We start from the raw sequence: 13417 nt of genomic DNA on the forward strand, positions 1-13417 counted from the left end.
AGGAAATAAAGTTTCCGGACCAAGATACCATGTTTTCTTTTCTGCCTTCCAGATACTATGTTTGTAAAAACCAATTGTATGAAAAAGGTATATTCCCTTATTTTTCTGCTCCTATTCACAGGTGCGGCTTTTGCCCAAAAGCAGGGCATAGAACAAGCCTATGTAGACCGTCTGATAAAAACCTTGTCAGCCGATGACATGCAAGGAAGAAAAACCTTTGAACCTTCTTCGGAAAAAGCAGCAGACTTTATTGCAAAAGAATTTAAAGCCATTGGCCTGAAAACCCTGCCTGGCCTGTCGGGCTATAAACAAACCTTTACTGTAAACCGCATAAAACCGGGCACGCCTGAAGTTAAAATTAACGATCAGGCCGTTGACCCGGGCAAGGTATTTATTATAACCGACCAGCCTGGCTTGCAATGGCAAAAATCTGGCGGTGCAGCTATTGATGTAGTAAGTATTGGTGCCCAGGATAGCTACTCTCAGAAAATGGGTGAGTTAATGAAAGCTCACAAAAACACGTTGGTATTGATCAACCCGGCTCATCAGGATATTTTTACCAAATACCGTAATTATTTTGGCAAAGGGAATACGAGTCTGGCAAGTACGGCTGCAGAACAAGGGTCACTGGTAGTAGTGCTGCATGAAACTGCCGAGCCTGCCAGCTATCAGGTAAAGGTAACTAACCAGGTACAAACCTCTCAGATCAGCAATGTGGTGGGCATAATTCCTGGAAAAAAGCAAAAAGACGAGAAAGTGGTTTTTTCAGCACATTACGATCATATAGGTATTTTAAAACCAGTGGATGGAGATTCTATAGCCAATGGTGCCGACGATGACGCGTCCGGTACTACTGCCGTAATTACCCTGGCTAAACATTTTAAGAAACAAAAAGCCCCAGCCCGTAGCTTGATTTTTGTAGCTTTTACAGCCGAAGAAATTGGCGGCTATGGTTCGCAATATTTCTCTAAGCAACTGGACCCGGAAAAGGTAGTGGCTATGTTTAATATTGAAATGATTGGCAAACCTTCAAAATTCGGAAAAAACACAGCTTGGATTACCGGTTATGAGAAATCTGACTTTGGTAAAATCCTGCAAAAGAACCTGGATGGTACACAGTTTACCTTCCATGCTGACCCATATCCGGACCAGGACCTGTTTTACCGTTCCGACAATGCCACCTTAGCCAGATTAGGCGTACCGGCACACAGCATCTCCACCGATGAGATTGATATTGACAAACGTTACCACAGTGTAGACGACGAATACGATTCTCTGGATATTGCTAATATGACACAAGTAATCCGGGCAATTGCCCAAAGTGCCAGCAGTATTGTGGCCGGAAAGGATACGCCCAGTCGGGTAAATGCAGCCGCCTTGAGGTAATACAACGTTTTTTAGAAAGAGAAATGCTAATAAAATAAACAACCCTCTCACAAATTTAATTGGTTATGAGAGGGTTGTTTATCTTATGTAAACTACAAATTCTCTACTTCCTGATGCAGATAGTGGCTCTGAACTTCTGAAGCCAGATCTATCATGATGTCTTTCAGGCGTTCCGGTTTTTCAATCTGAACCGCATTTCCGTAACTGAGCAGCCATCTTCCCATAGATTGCAGGTAAGCCGTATTAAAAACAACTCTAACTTTTTCGCCCTGCCGCTCTTCCGACTGGTAGCCGTACAAATGTTTTTGTTCTCCCAGAAACCGGCACATTTGCTGGTCGAAAAGGATTACTACTTCTTCCAGGTTCTGAGGGGTGCCATACTGCTGAAAATAATGTTGCAGCGAAAGGTGCTGAGTTTTGTACATCCGGCCAGTATTCGTTAGTTGAATAATCCGGTCGGCCCGGAAATCGCGGTAATCCTGCCGAAGATGGCAGAAAGCGATCAGGTGCCAGCCTTCTCCATAGTAACTAATGCCGATAGGATCTACTTCGCGTTTGGTGGTTGCTTCGTTGTAGTAAGAAAAATATTCCAGAAGTAAGGTGCATTTCTTAACAATGGCTTGCTGAATGGTGGTCAGAAAATCGTTTGAGAATACTTGCGATTTCACTGGCTTCAATACCTGTACCCGGTTCTCCAGGTCTTCTACATGTTCCTTATCTGCTGACTTCAATACCGATTTTATCTTATACAAAGCCGAATTAAACTCTTTATTAATGGATTGATCCGACATTTTTTCTATCAGCTTGGCTCCCAGCAGCAAGGCACTGGCCTCTTCAGTGGTGAACATAACTGGAGGCAGGTGATAATTTTCCAGAAAGTAGCCAATGCCAGCTTCTGCACCAATGGGTACGCCGGCTTCTTCCAGGGCACGTATATCGCGGTACACAGTGCGTAAGCTGATGTTGAAGCGGTCGGCAATTTCCTGAGCTTTTACTACTTTTTTTGTTTGTAGTTGAATAAGTATGGCCGTAAGTCTGTCTATCCGGTTCAAGGCTAAAAAGTTTGATGGAACAATCTATCTCCAATTACGCGAAATATCTGCTTAAAAACAATCATTTTATCGTCTTCCTTGCTTCAATGTGCCTTACGCATCCGGTGTTATTTCACTATTCTGCCTGCCCGCATAAATACCGGAAAACGGATTGATTTTCTGTCAGTAGGTGTTTGCCAGTGGGCTCGGAGCTGCTCAATAAATGGTGTAACCGGATTGTGTTGATGCTTCGCCATGTATTTCTGCACACTAGACCAGGTATTGAAATAGCCTTCCAGTTCCGGTAAATTCCAGTTTACTTCGATAGCAAACATAGGGGTAGGTATTTCTTTAAATGGAAAAGGAATGGTTTGGTAGTCTTCATCAATGTATTTCCGCTCACTGTCCCAATAGTTGCCAATCTGGTCACTATAAAATGCTTCTATAATAGGGTCTAGTAGGGGATCTATATGCAGTAAGCCATATCCCCAAGCAGCAACTAGAGCATTAGGCTTGGCAGTTCTGTAGACTTCCTGGTAAAATTTCTCAAAGTCGAACCAGTGTATAGCCTGCGCAATGGTTATTAAGTTAAATGTATTGGAGGGAAAATCCGTTTGTTCTGCCCTGGTTTGTATATACGTAATGTTGGTAATGGCAGGGGCTTGTTTAAGCTGGTTTTCACTAATATCTGTCGCCCATACATGCGTCATTCTCCTGGAGAGTTCTACTGCTACTTGCCCATTACCGGTGCCACAATCCCAGGCAGCTTCTTTGCCGGAGATATGGCTATACAAAAACTCATATAACGCTTGCGGGTACCTGGGCCGGTACAAAGAATACTGGGCAGATTGTTTAGAAAAATTGTCTACAGGTGGTTTCATAAGCAAGGAATCTACTAACGGAGTGTCTGGCAAAAAAAGTAAATCGGATATATATTTCCTTAAATACCCTAACAAACATACCGTATTTTTACTCTTTTGTTGATAAGTTTGTTATTTTAGGCACAACCAACCTTTATCCGTGCAATATCCTTTCAAAATATATGCTTCTTCTGCCGGGTCAGGCAAAACCTATACGCTTACCAAAGAGTACCTGAAACTGGCTTTGCAAACGGATAATACCGCCTATTTCAAACAGATACTGGCCATTACTTTTACCAACGATGCAGCCAATGAAATGAAGGAACGGATACTTTTGGCACTGAAAGGGTTTGCGGATGAGGCTGCGTTACCTGAAAACAAACGGGCAGCCAACGTGCTGTTGCTACAAACAGTGGTGGAGGAACTCAACCAGCATAGTAATCAGGAGAAAGTAACTGCTGGCATTTTGCGTAAACGGGCGGCCAAGGTGTTCCGCAATATTATTCACGACTATTCTGATTTTGCGGTAAGCACCATAGATAGTTTTGTTAACCGCCTGGTAGGTGCTTTTACCGAGGAATTAAATATTCCCTTCAACTATGAGGTAGACATGGAAGCAGCCGAACTGCTGGACAATGCGGTAGACCGGCTCCTGGAGAGAGTAGGAGAGGAGGAAGAAACCCTGTTGTCGGAGTTAATGGAGGGATATGCCCTGGAAAAAGCCGAAGATGGCAAAAGCTGGAATAATTTGTCTGGCGACCTGGCTAATTTCGGGCTGCACTTGCTAAATGAGAAAGTATTTAAAGCGGTAAATAAACTACAAACGCTGAGTCTGAAAGACTTTAAGGAGATAAATAAACAGCTGATCGAATCCAGAGAATTGCTAAAAGGACAGGTCGCTTCCCTGGCTGATGAAGCCCTGGAACTAATTGCCAGTAATGGCTTAGATAATAAGTCTTTTGTAGGAGGCATGAATGGGATATTTGGCTATTTCGACAAAATTAACGCAGACGTAGAAAGCCGCATTATCTGGGAGCCTACCGATGCTTTTAAAAATGGAATTGAAAATGCTGACTGGGCACCCAAAGCCATAAAGGAACCCCAACGCAAAGTAGTAAATGCTATATCTGAAACGCTTCTCACCTATTATAAAACGATTGAAAAGCTAAAAGGGGAATATATGCTGATGCAGGCGATTGGTCGGCATTTTTATAAACTATCGGTTATTCATGAGATCAACAAAGAAGTGGCGCAGATAAAGCAGGAAAAAAATGTGGTGCATATTTCCGACTTTAACAAAGCCATCATCAACATTGTATTGCAGGAACCAGTCCCTTTTATTTATGAACGCCTGGGAGAAAAATACAACCATATCTTAATTGATGAATTTCAGGATACCTCGGTGCTGCAATGGAATAACCTGCTTCCACTGGTAGAGAACAGTGTAGCCAAAGGGCATTTTAATATGCTGGTAGGAGATGCCAAACAGGCCATTTATGGCTGGCGGGGTGGCGAAATGGAGCAGATTGTTTTTCTTACCCAGAAACGTTTCCGCGAACTGGTGGCCAGGCACGATCAGGCAGAACTATTAAAGCTCCGCTACGAAACCTTTGAACACTCGCTGCTGGCTGAGCAACTCAACACTAATTACCGCAGTGCCAAGGAAATTATTACTTTCAACAACGAGCTTTTCCGCTTGCTGGTAGAACTCTACAAAGAAGAAAGAGCTTTATTAGCTGATGTCTATGATGCATACTTCGAGCAGCAGACACCAGCCAATCCGAAAACCGGCGGCCATATTGAGGTACGGTTTATAGAACGGACAGAAGAAGGCATAATTCCACTAACAGTCAGTGCGTTATCTCCCTATCAGCGGTTTACTTTAGAAGCTATTTGGAACATTATACAGGATGCGTTGGCCGCTGGCTACGAATACCGGGATATAGCCATCCTCAACCGCAGTAACACGTCCGGAAAACTGGTTGCTACTTTTCTGAAAGAGAATAACATAGAAGTAATTTCACAGGATTCTCTGGTGTTGCAATCGGCTCCTTCCATTCAATTGCTTATTGCCCTGTTCCGGGTAATTTGCCTGCCCGACCATGTGCTGTACCGCTACGAAGCGCTACACCTGTTTCATACCTATATTTTGCAAACCTTGCCAGATGCCACTATCGACGAGGTAAAAAACGTATTGGAAAGCCCTTCGTTGGAGCCGCTTTATGAGTATCTGGCAAACAAAGGATATGCCCTGGAACCCTATAAATTGCAACAGGCTGGCATCTATGAACTGGCAGAAAAACTCATACACCTGCTGCACGTATTTGATAAGCCCAGGCAACAGCCATACCTGTTCCGGTTTCTGGATGTGGTGCTGGAGTTCAGCATCAAGCAAAGCAACCATCTGGCTGATTTTATGGAATACTGGGAACGGAAAAAGGAAAGCATCAGCATTAACACACCCAAAGACTGGCAGGCGGTGACGGTTTCTTCCATTCACAAATCCAAGGGATTGGAGTACCCGGTAGTAATTGTGCCTTTTGCCGACTGGGAGTTTTCGCATAACAAAAACGATCTGCTTTGGCTAAGCCTGGAAAACGAACAACTGGATCATAGCACCTTACAGCTTCAGTCTATTCCAATCAGCATGGCTACTGTTTCGCCGGTAAAAGAGTTGGGCCGTACACCCTTGAAAGGCCAGTTTGAGAAGGAATCAGAAAAAGTATTCATTGAAAGTTTAAATACCTTATATGTAGCCCTTACCCGGGCAGCCGATCGGCTGTATTTACTCGCAAAAAAAGATGACTTTGAGAGGAAAACAGAAAAAGGACGGGTTACTGTGAGCTATTTATTATATCAGTATCTGAAGCATAGGGGTATTTGGGAGACCGGAAAAGATGCGTATACAATCTGTGAAGGCAATAAAAATCAAAGAAAGGGAGAAGTGGCGGCTGAAGACCAAGATTTTCTGCTGAACCAGATTATCAGCACCGACTGGCAAGAAAAAGCCAGGCTTAGCCGCAAAGCATCCACGGTGTTTGATCTGGAAAATTTTGACCAGAAAAAAGACTTACCCAATTTAGTAAGCTATGCTCTTTGCCAGCTAAGGTATGCCGATGAACTGGAAAAAATACTAACTACCTTGTCTGAAGAAGGCTTGCTGGAAACTGCAGAAGAAGCACTTTTTATGACTAAAGTCCAGGCCCTGTTGCAGAATGAGTTGTTACAGCCGCTCTTTTCCAGAAAAGCAATGCTTATTTCTACAAAAGATATTATCTGTAAACAAGCAGTAAACCTGCAAGTGCCAGACCGGGTAGTGCTGCTCCAGCATACCATGTATATCATAAAATTTACTTCCTGCCCCCCAGAAGAAAAAGATAAGCGTCTGCTAAACCGCTATGGTAGATTCTTACATGAAATGGGCTATACTGCCGTAGAAAAGCTGATTGTTTGTACTGATGCGGACTTTATTGAAAGATGGTCATAAAGCAACAACCCTCCCCAAGTTAAAATTAGAGAGGGTTGTTACTTTATTTTTTAGTTGCCAACATTTTTTACCAGGCTCCCATTGAGTTGAAGGGCATTCCAGGTGTGTAAATTCCAGGGTTACCGTATAATCCGTTTCTCAGGTAGTTGTTGCCATTAGATATCTGGGCTCCCGCGCCAATAGAAAAATGTTCCGAAACTTTGTACTCCGCATAAATGGAAGCACCTTTAGAAGTTAAGTTGGTAGCCTGTGGATTCATCCGGAGGGCAGGGCCACTAAATTGATTCAGTTCATAGAAAGCGGTACCAGTTAACCGGAGACGCTCACTCGCCATATATTGTCCCTGCGTATAAACAAACGTCTGAAAGTTATTTATCCGTCCGGTACCGGCACCTTCAGAAGCCATCATTGGAGAATTAAACTGGGTGTTTACAAACATAGTACCCACACTCAAATTCCACCTGGGGTGGAGGTTATACCTCAAACTTGGCGCAGCATAATTGCTCCAGTAGCTTCCATTGCGGAAATTCGTACCGACACTGGTTCCTATCTGCAGATCGAAATCCGTTTTGTCGGGATTCTCTAAAAAAGATGTCTTTTTGCGTTCTTTGTATAATGGCGTATTAGCTGTTTGCTCCACAGCCGCCTGGTCATCGGAAACCGGCAAACCAGTTTGTTGGGCCTGTGCGGCAAAAGTAAAAGTAAATAAGGCTGAACAGAGAATAACTAATTTCTTCATATATATCTAGAACTTTATAAGCGTTGAACCAAAATACCTGCAAAAATAGTTCTCAGGTGGCTAAATATACAATTTTACAGGCATTTTACCAATAGTCAAGGCTTGTTTAGTAAGGTTATCAACTCGACCAGATGTGTTTTTATCCGCAAGCTTTGACTAAAAAGCATTAATTTGCAAGTAAATTATTTTATATGTTACGGGTAGAAACATTCCTGGTTGCCGAGCAGATTAATGTAAAAAAATTCAGGGCTGAATTTACTGGTACGCCGCATTCGGCCAGTGCTTTCGAAGCGTTTTATGCCCAGGAAAACAACCGCTTTTTGTATGTGCTCAATTATGGGGTAGTCGGCTTTGTAGGCTACAGCGACGTAGAGAAAAGTGATTTTATCAAGTTCCTGAAAAACTATACCGAAAAACCAGTAGATGGCGATTATAAAGAAGATCTGCTGGTAGATTATAACCCAAATGCCAGACTCACCTTCAGCTACAATTCCGTATCTGTGCCGGAGTGGAATGAAAATGTGGTAAAAATTATTATTCTCAATATTGCCCAGTCGGTTGCCATGGACTTTTATGAAAAAATGGGAAGTGAAGTGCTGGATAGTACCCGCAAATTTACCGATGAGCTGGAAAAATACGGCAAAATCCGCATCTCCAAAACCAACCTGATGAAGTACATTGGCCGGACCCTGAACGTAAAAAACAATATTTTTGATAACCTGTATGTGTTTAATTCACCAGATTCGGTGTGGGAAAATGAGTTTCTCAGCAAGCTAGATCATGGTCTCAGAGATACATTCGACATCAATATGCGTTTCCGGGAGCTGGATTATGAACTCAAAATTGTACAGGACAACCTGGCTCTTTTCACCGATCAGCTACAACACCGCGAAAGCAACCGCCTGGAGTGGATTATTATTTTACTCATCCTTTTTGAAGTAATAGACCTGCTTATCAGTAAAGTAATCTGAGAGCCTTAACATTCAGTAATTTTGATGTAAAGATAAAATCCGGCAGATTGGCTATAAGAGAAAAAGTTACGAGTAGTTGATGACTATATAGCTACCTGCCGATAACTCTTTTGCCAGGTTTGCGTTTTGCTTTGCATGCACAGGTTGAAAATAAAGTACGTTTAGCAGAATTTTACAGGTAACCATTGCAACGTGCATAGTCCCAATCTACGGTCATGAAGAAAGTATTAATTATACAACGGTTATTACCCCACTACAGAATTGATTTTTTTAATAAACTGCGGACTACCCTGGCTGCCAACGGCGTAGAACTAAGTCTGGTGTACGGAAAGGATATACAATCTCAGAAAAATGACGAAGCCGACCTGGAATGGGCCACCTATATTGATACTCAGGAAATCAAGCTGGGTAATACGGAGCTTTACTGGCAACCCAGCCTTCCTTACTTACCAGGCAAAGATTTAGTGATTGTAGAGCAGGCCAATAAAAACCTCATTAATTATCTGTTGCTGGTACGCCGGCTGTTTTCAGGCCATAAAATAGCCTATTGGGGACATGGACTTAACCGGCAGGCTAATCCAAATGATTTCCGGAATACCTTTAAAAAAGCCTTTCTTACCCGATGCGACTGGTGGTTTGCCTATACAAGCCAGGTAAAAGAATTTCTGGCAGAAAACGGCTTTCCCAGAGATAAAATCACTACGGTACAAAACGCTATTGATACTACCGAACTTACGAATCAATACAATTCACTTACGGCTTCTGATGCAGAGGAGTTAAAAAACGAATTAGGCATCCAATCCGATAATATAGGTCTGTATGTGGGAGGTATTTACAAAGAAAAGCGGATCAATTTTTTGATTAAGGCCGCTGATTTGATCCGGGCGCAAGTCAAAGATTTTCACCTGATAGTAGTAGGCTCTGGGGTAGAGGCAAGCGTAGTAAAAGAAGCAGCTTCTACCAGAGAGTGGCTGCATTATGTAGGCCCAAAGTTTGGCTTAGAGAAGGTAAAGTATTTTAAGATAGCCAGGCTTTTTTTGATGCCGGGTTTGTTAGGACTGGCCGTATTAGACTCATTTGCCCAGCAAACACCTACCGTTACGACAAACTTTCCTTTTCATAGCCCTGAGGTTGAGTACCTGGAAAATGGGGTGAATGGCGTCATGACAGAAGATACAGTGGAAAGGTATGCTTACGAAGTAAGTCAACTTATGCAAGATGAAGCCAGAAGAGAGCAATTAGTAGAAGGGTGTAAAGTAGCTGCAAAAAAATATACATTAACCCATATGGTGCATAATTATGCAGAAGGTATTCTTAAGTGCCTTCATTTATCTCCGGTAGTTCAACTACCGGAGATAAATAGGTAAAAGGCAACAAATTCTAAATTTAAAGGTAGTTGTGCAGATGCTACAGAAAAGTGATTGGGCAAATATACTAACGTATTTCAAATATGTAACTATTGTACAGGTATATTTTATACATTTATTCCTAAACGGATGGCTTGTTCTACAGGTGAATAGGCTCCATCAGCCCTGTTAAGCATAAAAGGCCCGGCTGGTAGTAGAGGAGGCTGAGCCATAAACCTGGGCTGTTTGCCCTGGTGTGGCTGCGCTGCATGTACCAGAAAAGGATGACATAGATAGACGGTACCTGCCTCTCCGGTAGCCAGTTCCACAGGCCACTCCTGGCTTATAGAGATTTTTCCTGCCAGTTCCATAAATGACATACCTGCTTCTCCGGCAGGTAACAGCAGCTTAGCTACTTCCAGGTGTGAACCCACTGCAATACGGGTTGGTGCCTCTTGTTTACCTACATCTGAAAACAGAAATAACATAAGTAACGCCCTTCCCTGGGAATATATATTTACCCGCCAGTTGAAAAAATCATTTGCATCTTCTCCGGGAAAGCCAGCATCCACATGCCAGCCATCATCTCCCGGCTTCTCCGCACTTGGAAAACGGACAGGAAACGTACCCAGACTATTCCTTGGTTGCCACCGGCCCACACCCACCAGTTGATCAAATGCTTGATGGAGTTGAGGGGTATTTACAGCTTGGGCAAAGGGTGGCTGTGCATATCCGCCAAGCCGGATCACTGGCTGGGTCCAGGTGGCGGGGTTATCCGGATCACAGCCAGTATCTTGCCATAAAATCTCCCGTCCCTGAGCAGCCAGCTCTCTGGAAAAGGCACCTTCAATTTTTACAAACCCTTTTTCAATAAACTGTTGGATGGAAGCTGGAGAAAGCATATTGATTTTCTATATAAAATAGTTTGTCAAGATTCCTTAGTAATTCGCCGATGATCGTGCTGCTGTTCAGGGGTAAATTAAAAACCTGTTAGGTTTCTCATCCTAACAGGTTTTTAGTTACTTATTTGCTTCCTTGGCCCAGGTGTCTCTCAAGGTAACTGTCCGGTTAAAGATCAGGTTATCTGCTGTAGAATCCGGATCAATGCAGAAGTAGCCTTTTCTCAGGAACTGATACCGGTCTTCTGGCCTGGCCTCTTTCAAGGCAGGTTCCGCATAAACGGCTGGCAGTACTTGCAGGGAGTTCGGATTGATATGATCTTTAAAATCGCCTTCTGCCTCTGCTAAATCTTCCACTTTAAATAAGCGGTCGTATAGCCGTACTTCTACTGGTATGGCATGCTGAATACTTACCCAATGCAACGTGCCTTTTACATTAATGCCGCTGGTATCTGAGCCACTCTTACTTTCTGGAATGTAGGTACAACGGATTTCAGAAATATGGCCTGAAGCATCTTTAATAACTTCCTCACATCTAATAATATAGGCACTTTTTAAGCGGACCATCTGACCTGGAGACAAGCGGAAATATTTCTTCGGTGGATTCTCCATAAAGTCTTCCTGCTCTATGTACAACTCACCACTGAACGGCATTTGCCTTTTGCCTGAATTAGGATCTTCCGGATTATCTTCACTCTCCATCATTTCTACCTTGCCTTCCGGATAATTGGTAATTACCACTTTTACAGGTTCAAACACCACCATGCGTCGGGTAGCAATCTTATTCAGGTGCTCCCGTACACAGAATTCCAGTAAGCCTACATCTATCAGATTTTCCCGTTTGGCAATCCCTATTTTGTCACAAAATTCCCGGATACTATCTGGCGTGTAGCCTCTTCTGCGCATGCCGCTAATGGTAGGCATACGCGGGTCGTCCCATCCATTTACATGTTTTTCGTTCACCAGTTGCAGCAGTTTACGTTTGCTCATGGCCGTATAGGTCAGATTCAGCCTGGCAAACTCTATTTGCTTGGATGGAAAAATTTCCAGATTCCGGATAAACCAGTCGTATAGCTCTCTGTGAGGTATAAACTCCAGCGTACAAATGCTATGCGTAATGTTTTCAATAGCATCGCTTTGTCCGTGGGCAAAGTCGTACATTGGATAAATACACCATTTATCGCCAGTGCGGTGGTGGTGGGCATGTTTAATGCGGTACATAATCGGGTCACGCATGTGCATATTCAGATGCGCCATATCGATTTTAGCCCGCAATACTTTTGCGCCATCCTTGTATTTGCCGTCTTTCATCTCCTGAAACAACCGCAGGTTTTCTTCGATGCTGCGGCTGCGGTAAGGACTATCGGTACCGGGCGTAGTGGGCGTGCCTTTCTGCTTGGCTATCTCCTCACTGGTGCTGTCGTCTACATAAGCCAGGCCTTTTTTAATCAACTTTACGGCATATTCATACAGCTGGTCAAAGTAATCGGAGGCATACAACTCTTCGGCCCACTCAAAACCCAGCCATTTCACATCATTTTTAATGCTTTCTACATACTCGGTTTCTTCAGTAACCGGGTTAGTATCGTCGAAACGCAAATTGGTTCTTCCGCCATACCGTTTGGTGAGGCCAAAGTTCAAGCATATACTTTTGGCATGGCCCAGGTGCAGATACCCATTGGGCTCTGGCGGAAACCTGGTGGCGATACTTGTATATTTGCCAGCTTTCAGGTCATTTTCAATAATTTCTTCGAGAAAGTTCAGACTTCTCTCTTCTTTCATGGGTATGTTCATAATAAAAAGTTCAGTTAAAAGGCAAATGCCAGAACCGCTATGATTGTTGGTGCAACCTAACGGTTGAAAAACAATAGATCTGGTTTTATAAGTTCATCTGCCATTTCTCTGCAAAATAAACAATCCTGCCTCAAAAGCAGGTAGTCAATCTTAAGAAAGTTGAGGAAAATAATTTTGCCAACGCATAAAGCTCTCAGGAAGCCAGACAAAGTAAAAGCTAACCGAACAATTCCGCCATATTTCTGTTGAAGAACTATCATAGGAAAGCAAAAATAACGTTACAGAAGATAGTATAATACTTATTTTATTTACAACCATTTAAACATCCTAAAGTATGATTCAGGAAACCATTAATTCAATGAAAGGTGAGCTGACAGGGTTATTAACCCAGAAAACCGGCCTGACCGCCGACAAAGCCGGGCCAGCTGTAGATCTTGCCAAAGATAATATTCTGAGCGGCTTACAAAAAGAAGCTACTGGCGGAAATATAGGCGGACTGATGAGTATGCTGAAAGGCGGAAATACAGCCAGCAATCCTATTGTAACCAATATTGTGAACCAGTATGCTGGCAGCTTGATCTCCAAACTGGGTTTACCGGAAGCCATGTCCAAACAGGTAGCTACCTTTGCTGTACCTTTTATTCTCAGTAAATTTCAGTCGCAAACGGCCGGAAAATCGGATGGGGATATTGCCAGTATGCTAGGCGGTGACCTGGGGGGTGGTATGGGCGATATGCTCAAAAAAGGACTTGGCGGATTGGGTGGCCTAGGGGGGATGTTTGGTAAGTAATTCTCCTTCAGGAAACTAGCAAGTAATTTATTACATATGTGAAAAGGAATGAGAAACGGAAGAAACGTAGTATCTTATACAAGATATTACCTTCTGCGGTCTTCATTCCTTTCT

10 protein-coding genes are annotated in these 13417 nt (G+C 43.1%); 5 read left to right on the top strand and 5 right to left on the bottom strand.

Annotation, left to right across the window (positions count from 1 at the left end):
• The first annotated feature begins 78 nt into the window (after positions 1–78).
• A complete protein-coding gene (locus Q0590_RS16620; RefSeq protein WP_302038701.1) occupies positions 79–1386 on the top strand; it encodes a M20/M25/M40 family metallo-hydrolase in 1308 nt (435 codons plus the stop codon).
• Positions 1387–1478: 92 nt separating this feature from the next.
• On the opposite strand, the gene Q0590_RS16625 is transcribed toward Q0590_RS16620, so the two are convergent.
• Together Q0590_RS16625 and Q0590_RS16630 are read right to left on the bottom strand one after the other, a co-directional pair.
• Positions 1479–2438 carry a helix-turn-helix transcriptional regulator gene (locus tag Q0590_RS16625; RefSeq protein WP_302038702.1) on the bottom strand — a complete coding sequence of 320 codons (960 nt, stop codon included), beginning with the start codon at positions 2436–2438 and terminating at the stop codon, positions 1479–1481.
• A 107-nt stretch (positions 2439–2545) separates the two neighbouring features.
• Positions 2546–3298 (bottom strand): class I SAM-dependent methyltransferase, encoded by a 753-nt coding sequence (locus Q0590_RS16630; RefSeq protein WP_302038703.1) that lies wholly within the window; start codon positions 3296–3298, stop codon positions 2546–2548.
• Between the two features lie 139 nt (positions 3299–3437).
• On the opposite strand from Q0590_RS16630, the gene Q0590_RS16635 reads away from it, so the two are divergent.
• The gene (locus Q0590_RS16635) at positions 3438–6764 is read left to right on the top strand and encodes a UvrD-helicase domain-containing protein (RefSeq protein ID WP_302038704.1); all 3327 of its coding nucleotides are present in this window, start codon (positions 3438–3440) and stop codon (positions 6762–6764) included.
• A gap of 67 nt (positions 6765–6831) precedes the next feature.
• Here Q0590_RS16635 and Q0590_RS16640 read toward each other — a convergent pair whose 3' ends face one another.
• Positions 6832–7503 carry a hypothetical protein gene (locus Q0590_RS16640; RefSeq protein WP_302038705.1) on the bottom strand — a complete coding sequence of 224 codons (672 nt, stop codon included), beginning with the start codon at positions 7501–7503 and terminating at the stop codon, positions 6832–6834.
• A 191-nt stretch (positions 7504–7694) separates the two neighbouring features.
• Between Q0590_RS16640 and Q0590_RS16645 the strand changes: the two genes are divergently transcribed.
• Positions 7695–8474: an RMD1 family protein gene (locus Q0590_RS16645; protein WP_302038706.1), complete on the top strand. Its 780-nt coding sequence runs from the start codon at positions 7695–7697 to the stop codon at positions 8472–8474.
• 215 nt (positions 8475–8689) lie between these two features.
• Positions 8690–9841: a glycosyltransferase family 4 protein gene (locus Q0590_RS16650; RefSeq protein ID WP_302038707.1), complete on the top strand. Its 1152-nt coding sequence runs from the start codon at positions 8690–8692 to the stop codon at positions 9839–9841.
• A gap of 107 nt (positions 9842–9948) precedes the next feature.
• On the opposite strand, the gene Q0590_RS16655 is transcribed toward Q0590_RS16650, so the two are convergent.
• Both Q0590_RS16655 and Q0590_RS16660 read right to left on the bottom strand, forming a co-directional pair.
• Positions 9949–10722 carry a phytanoyl-CoA dioxygenase family protein gene (locus Q0590_RS16655; protein WP_302038708.1) on the bottom strand — a complete coding sequence of 258 codons (774 nt, stop codon included), beginning with the start codon at positions 10720–10722 and terminating at the stop codon, positions 9949–9951.
• A 117-nt stretch (positions 10723–10839) separates the two neighbouring features.
• Positions 10840–12501: a glutamine--tRNA ligase/YqeY domain fusion protein gene (locus Q0590_RS16660; protein ID WP_302038709.1), complete on the bottom strand. Its 1662-nt coding sequence runs from the start codon at positions 12499–12501 to the stop codon at positions 10840–10842.
• A gap of 346 nt (positions 12502–12847) precedes the next feature.
• On the opposite strand from Q0590_RS16660, the gene Q0590_RS16665 reads away from it, so the two are divergent.
• A complete protein-coding gene (locus tag Q0590_RS16665; RefSeq protein ID WP_302038710.1) occupies positions 12848–13303 on the top strand; it encodes a hypothetical protein in 456 nt (151 codons plus the stop codon).
• Positions 13304–13417: the final 114 nt, after the last annotated feature.

It is taken from the genome of Rhodocytophaga aerolata (assembly GCF_030503435.1).
Taxonomy (GTDB): domain Bacteria; phylum Bacteroidota; class Bacteroidia; order Cytophagales; family 172606-1; genus Rhodocytophaga; species Rhodocytophaga aerolata.

Bases quoted from the DNA above. Each gene is read 5' to 3' on its own strand.
- Q0590_RS16620 (WP_302038701.1), top strand. From the start codon at position 79: ATGAAAAAGGTATATTCCCTTATTTTTCTGCTCCTATTCACAGGTGCG.
- Q0590_RS16630 (WP_302038703.1), bottom strand. From the start codon at position 3,298: ATGAAACCACCTGTAGACAATTTTTCTAAACAATCTGCCCAGTATTCT.
- Q0590_RS16640 (WP_302038705.1), bottom strand. From the start codon at position 7,503: ATGAAGAAATTAGTTATTCTCTGTTCAGCCTTATTTACTTTTACTTTT.
- Q0590_RS16645 (WP_302038706.1), top strand. From the start codon at position 7,695: ATGTTACGGGTAGAAACATTCCTGGTTGCCGAGCAGATTAATGTAAAA.
- Q0590_RS16650 (WP_302038707.1), top strand. From the start codon at position 8,690: ATGAAGAAAGTATTAATTATACAACGGTTATTACCCCACTACAGAATT.
- Q0590_RS16655 (WP_302038708.1), bottom strand. From the start codon at position 10,722: ATGCTTTCTCCAGCTTCCATCCAACAGTTTATTGAAAAAGGGTTTGTA.
- Q0590_RS16660 (WP_302038709.1), bottom strand. From the start codon at position 12,501: ATGAAAGAAGAGAGAAGTCTGAACTTTCTCGAAGAAATTATTGAAAAT.
- Q0590_RS16665 (WP_302038710.1), top strand. From the start codon at position 12,848: ATGATTCAGGAAACCATTAATTCAATGAAAGGTGAGCTGACAGGGTTA.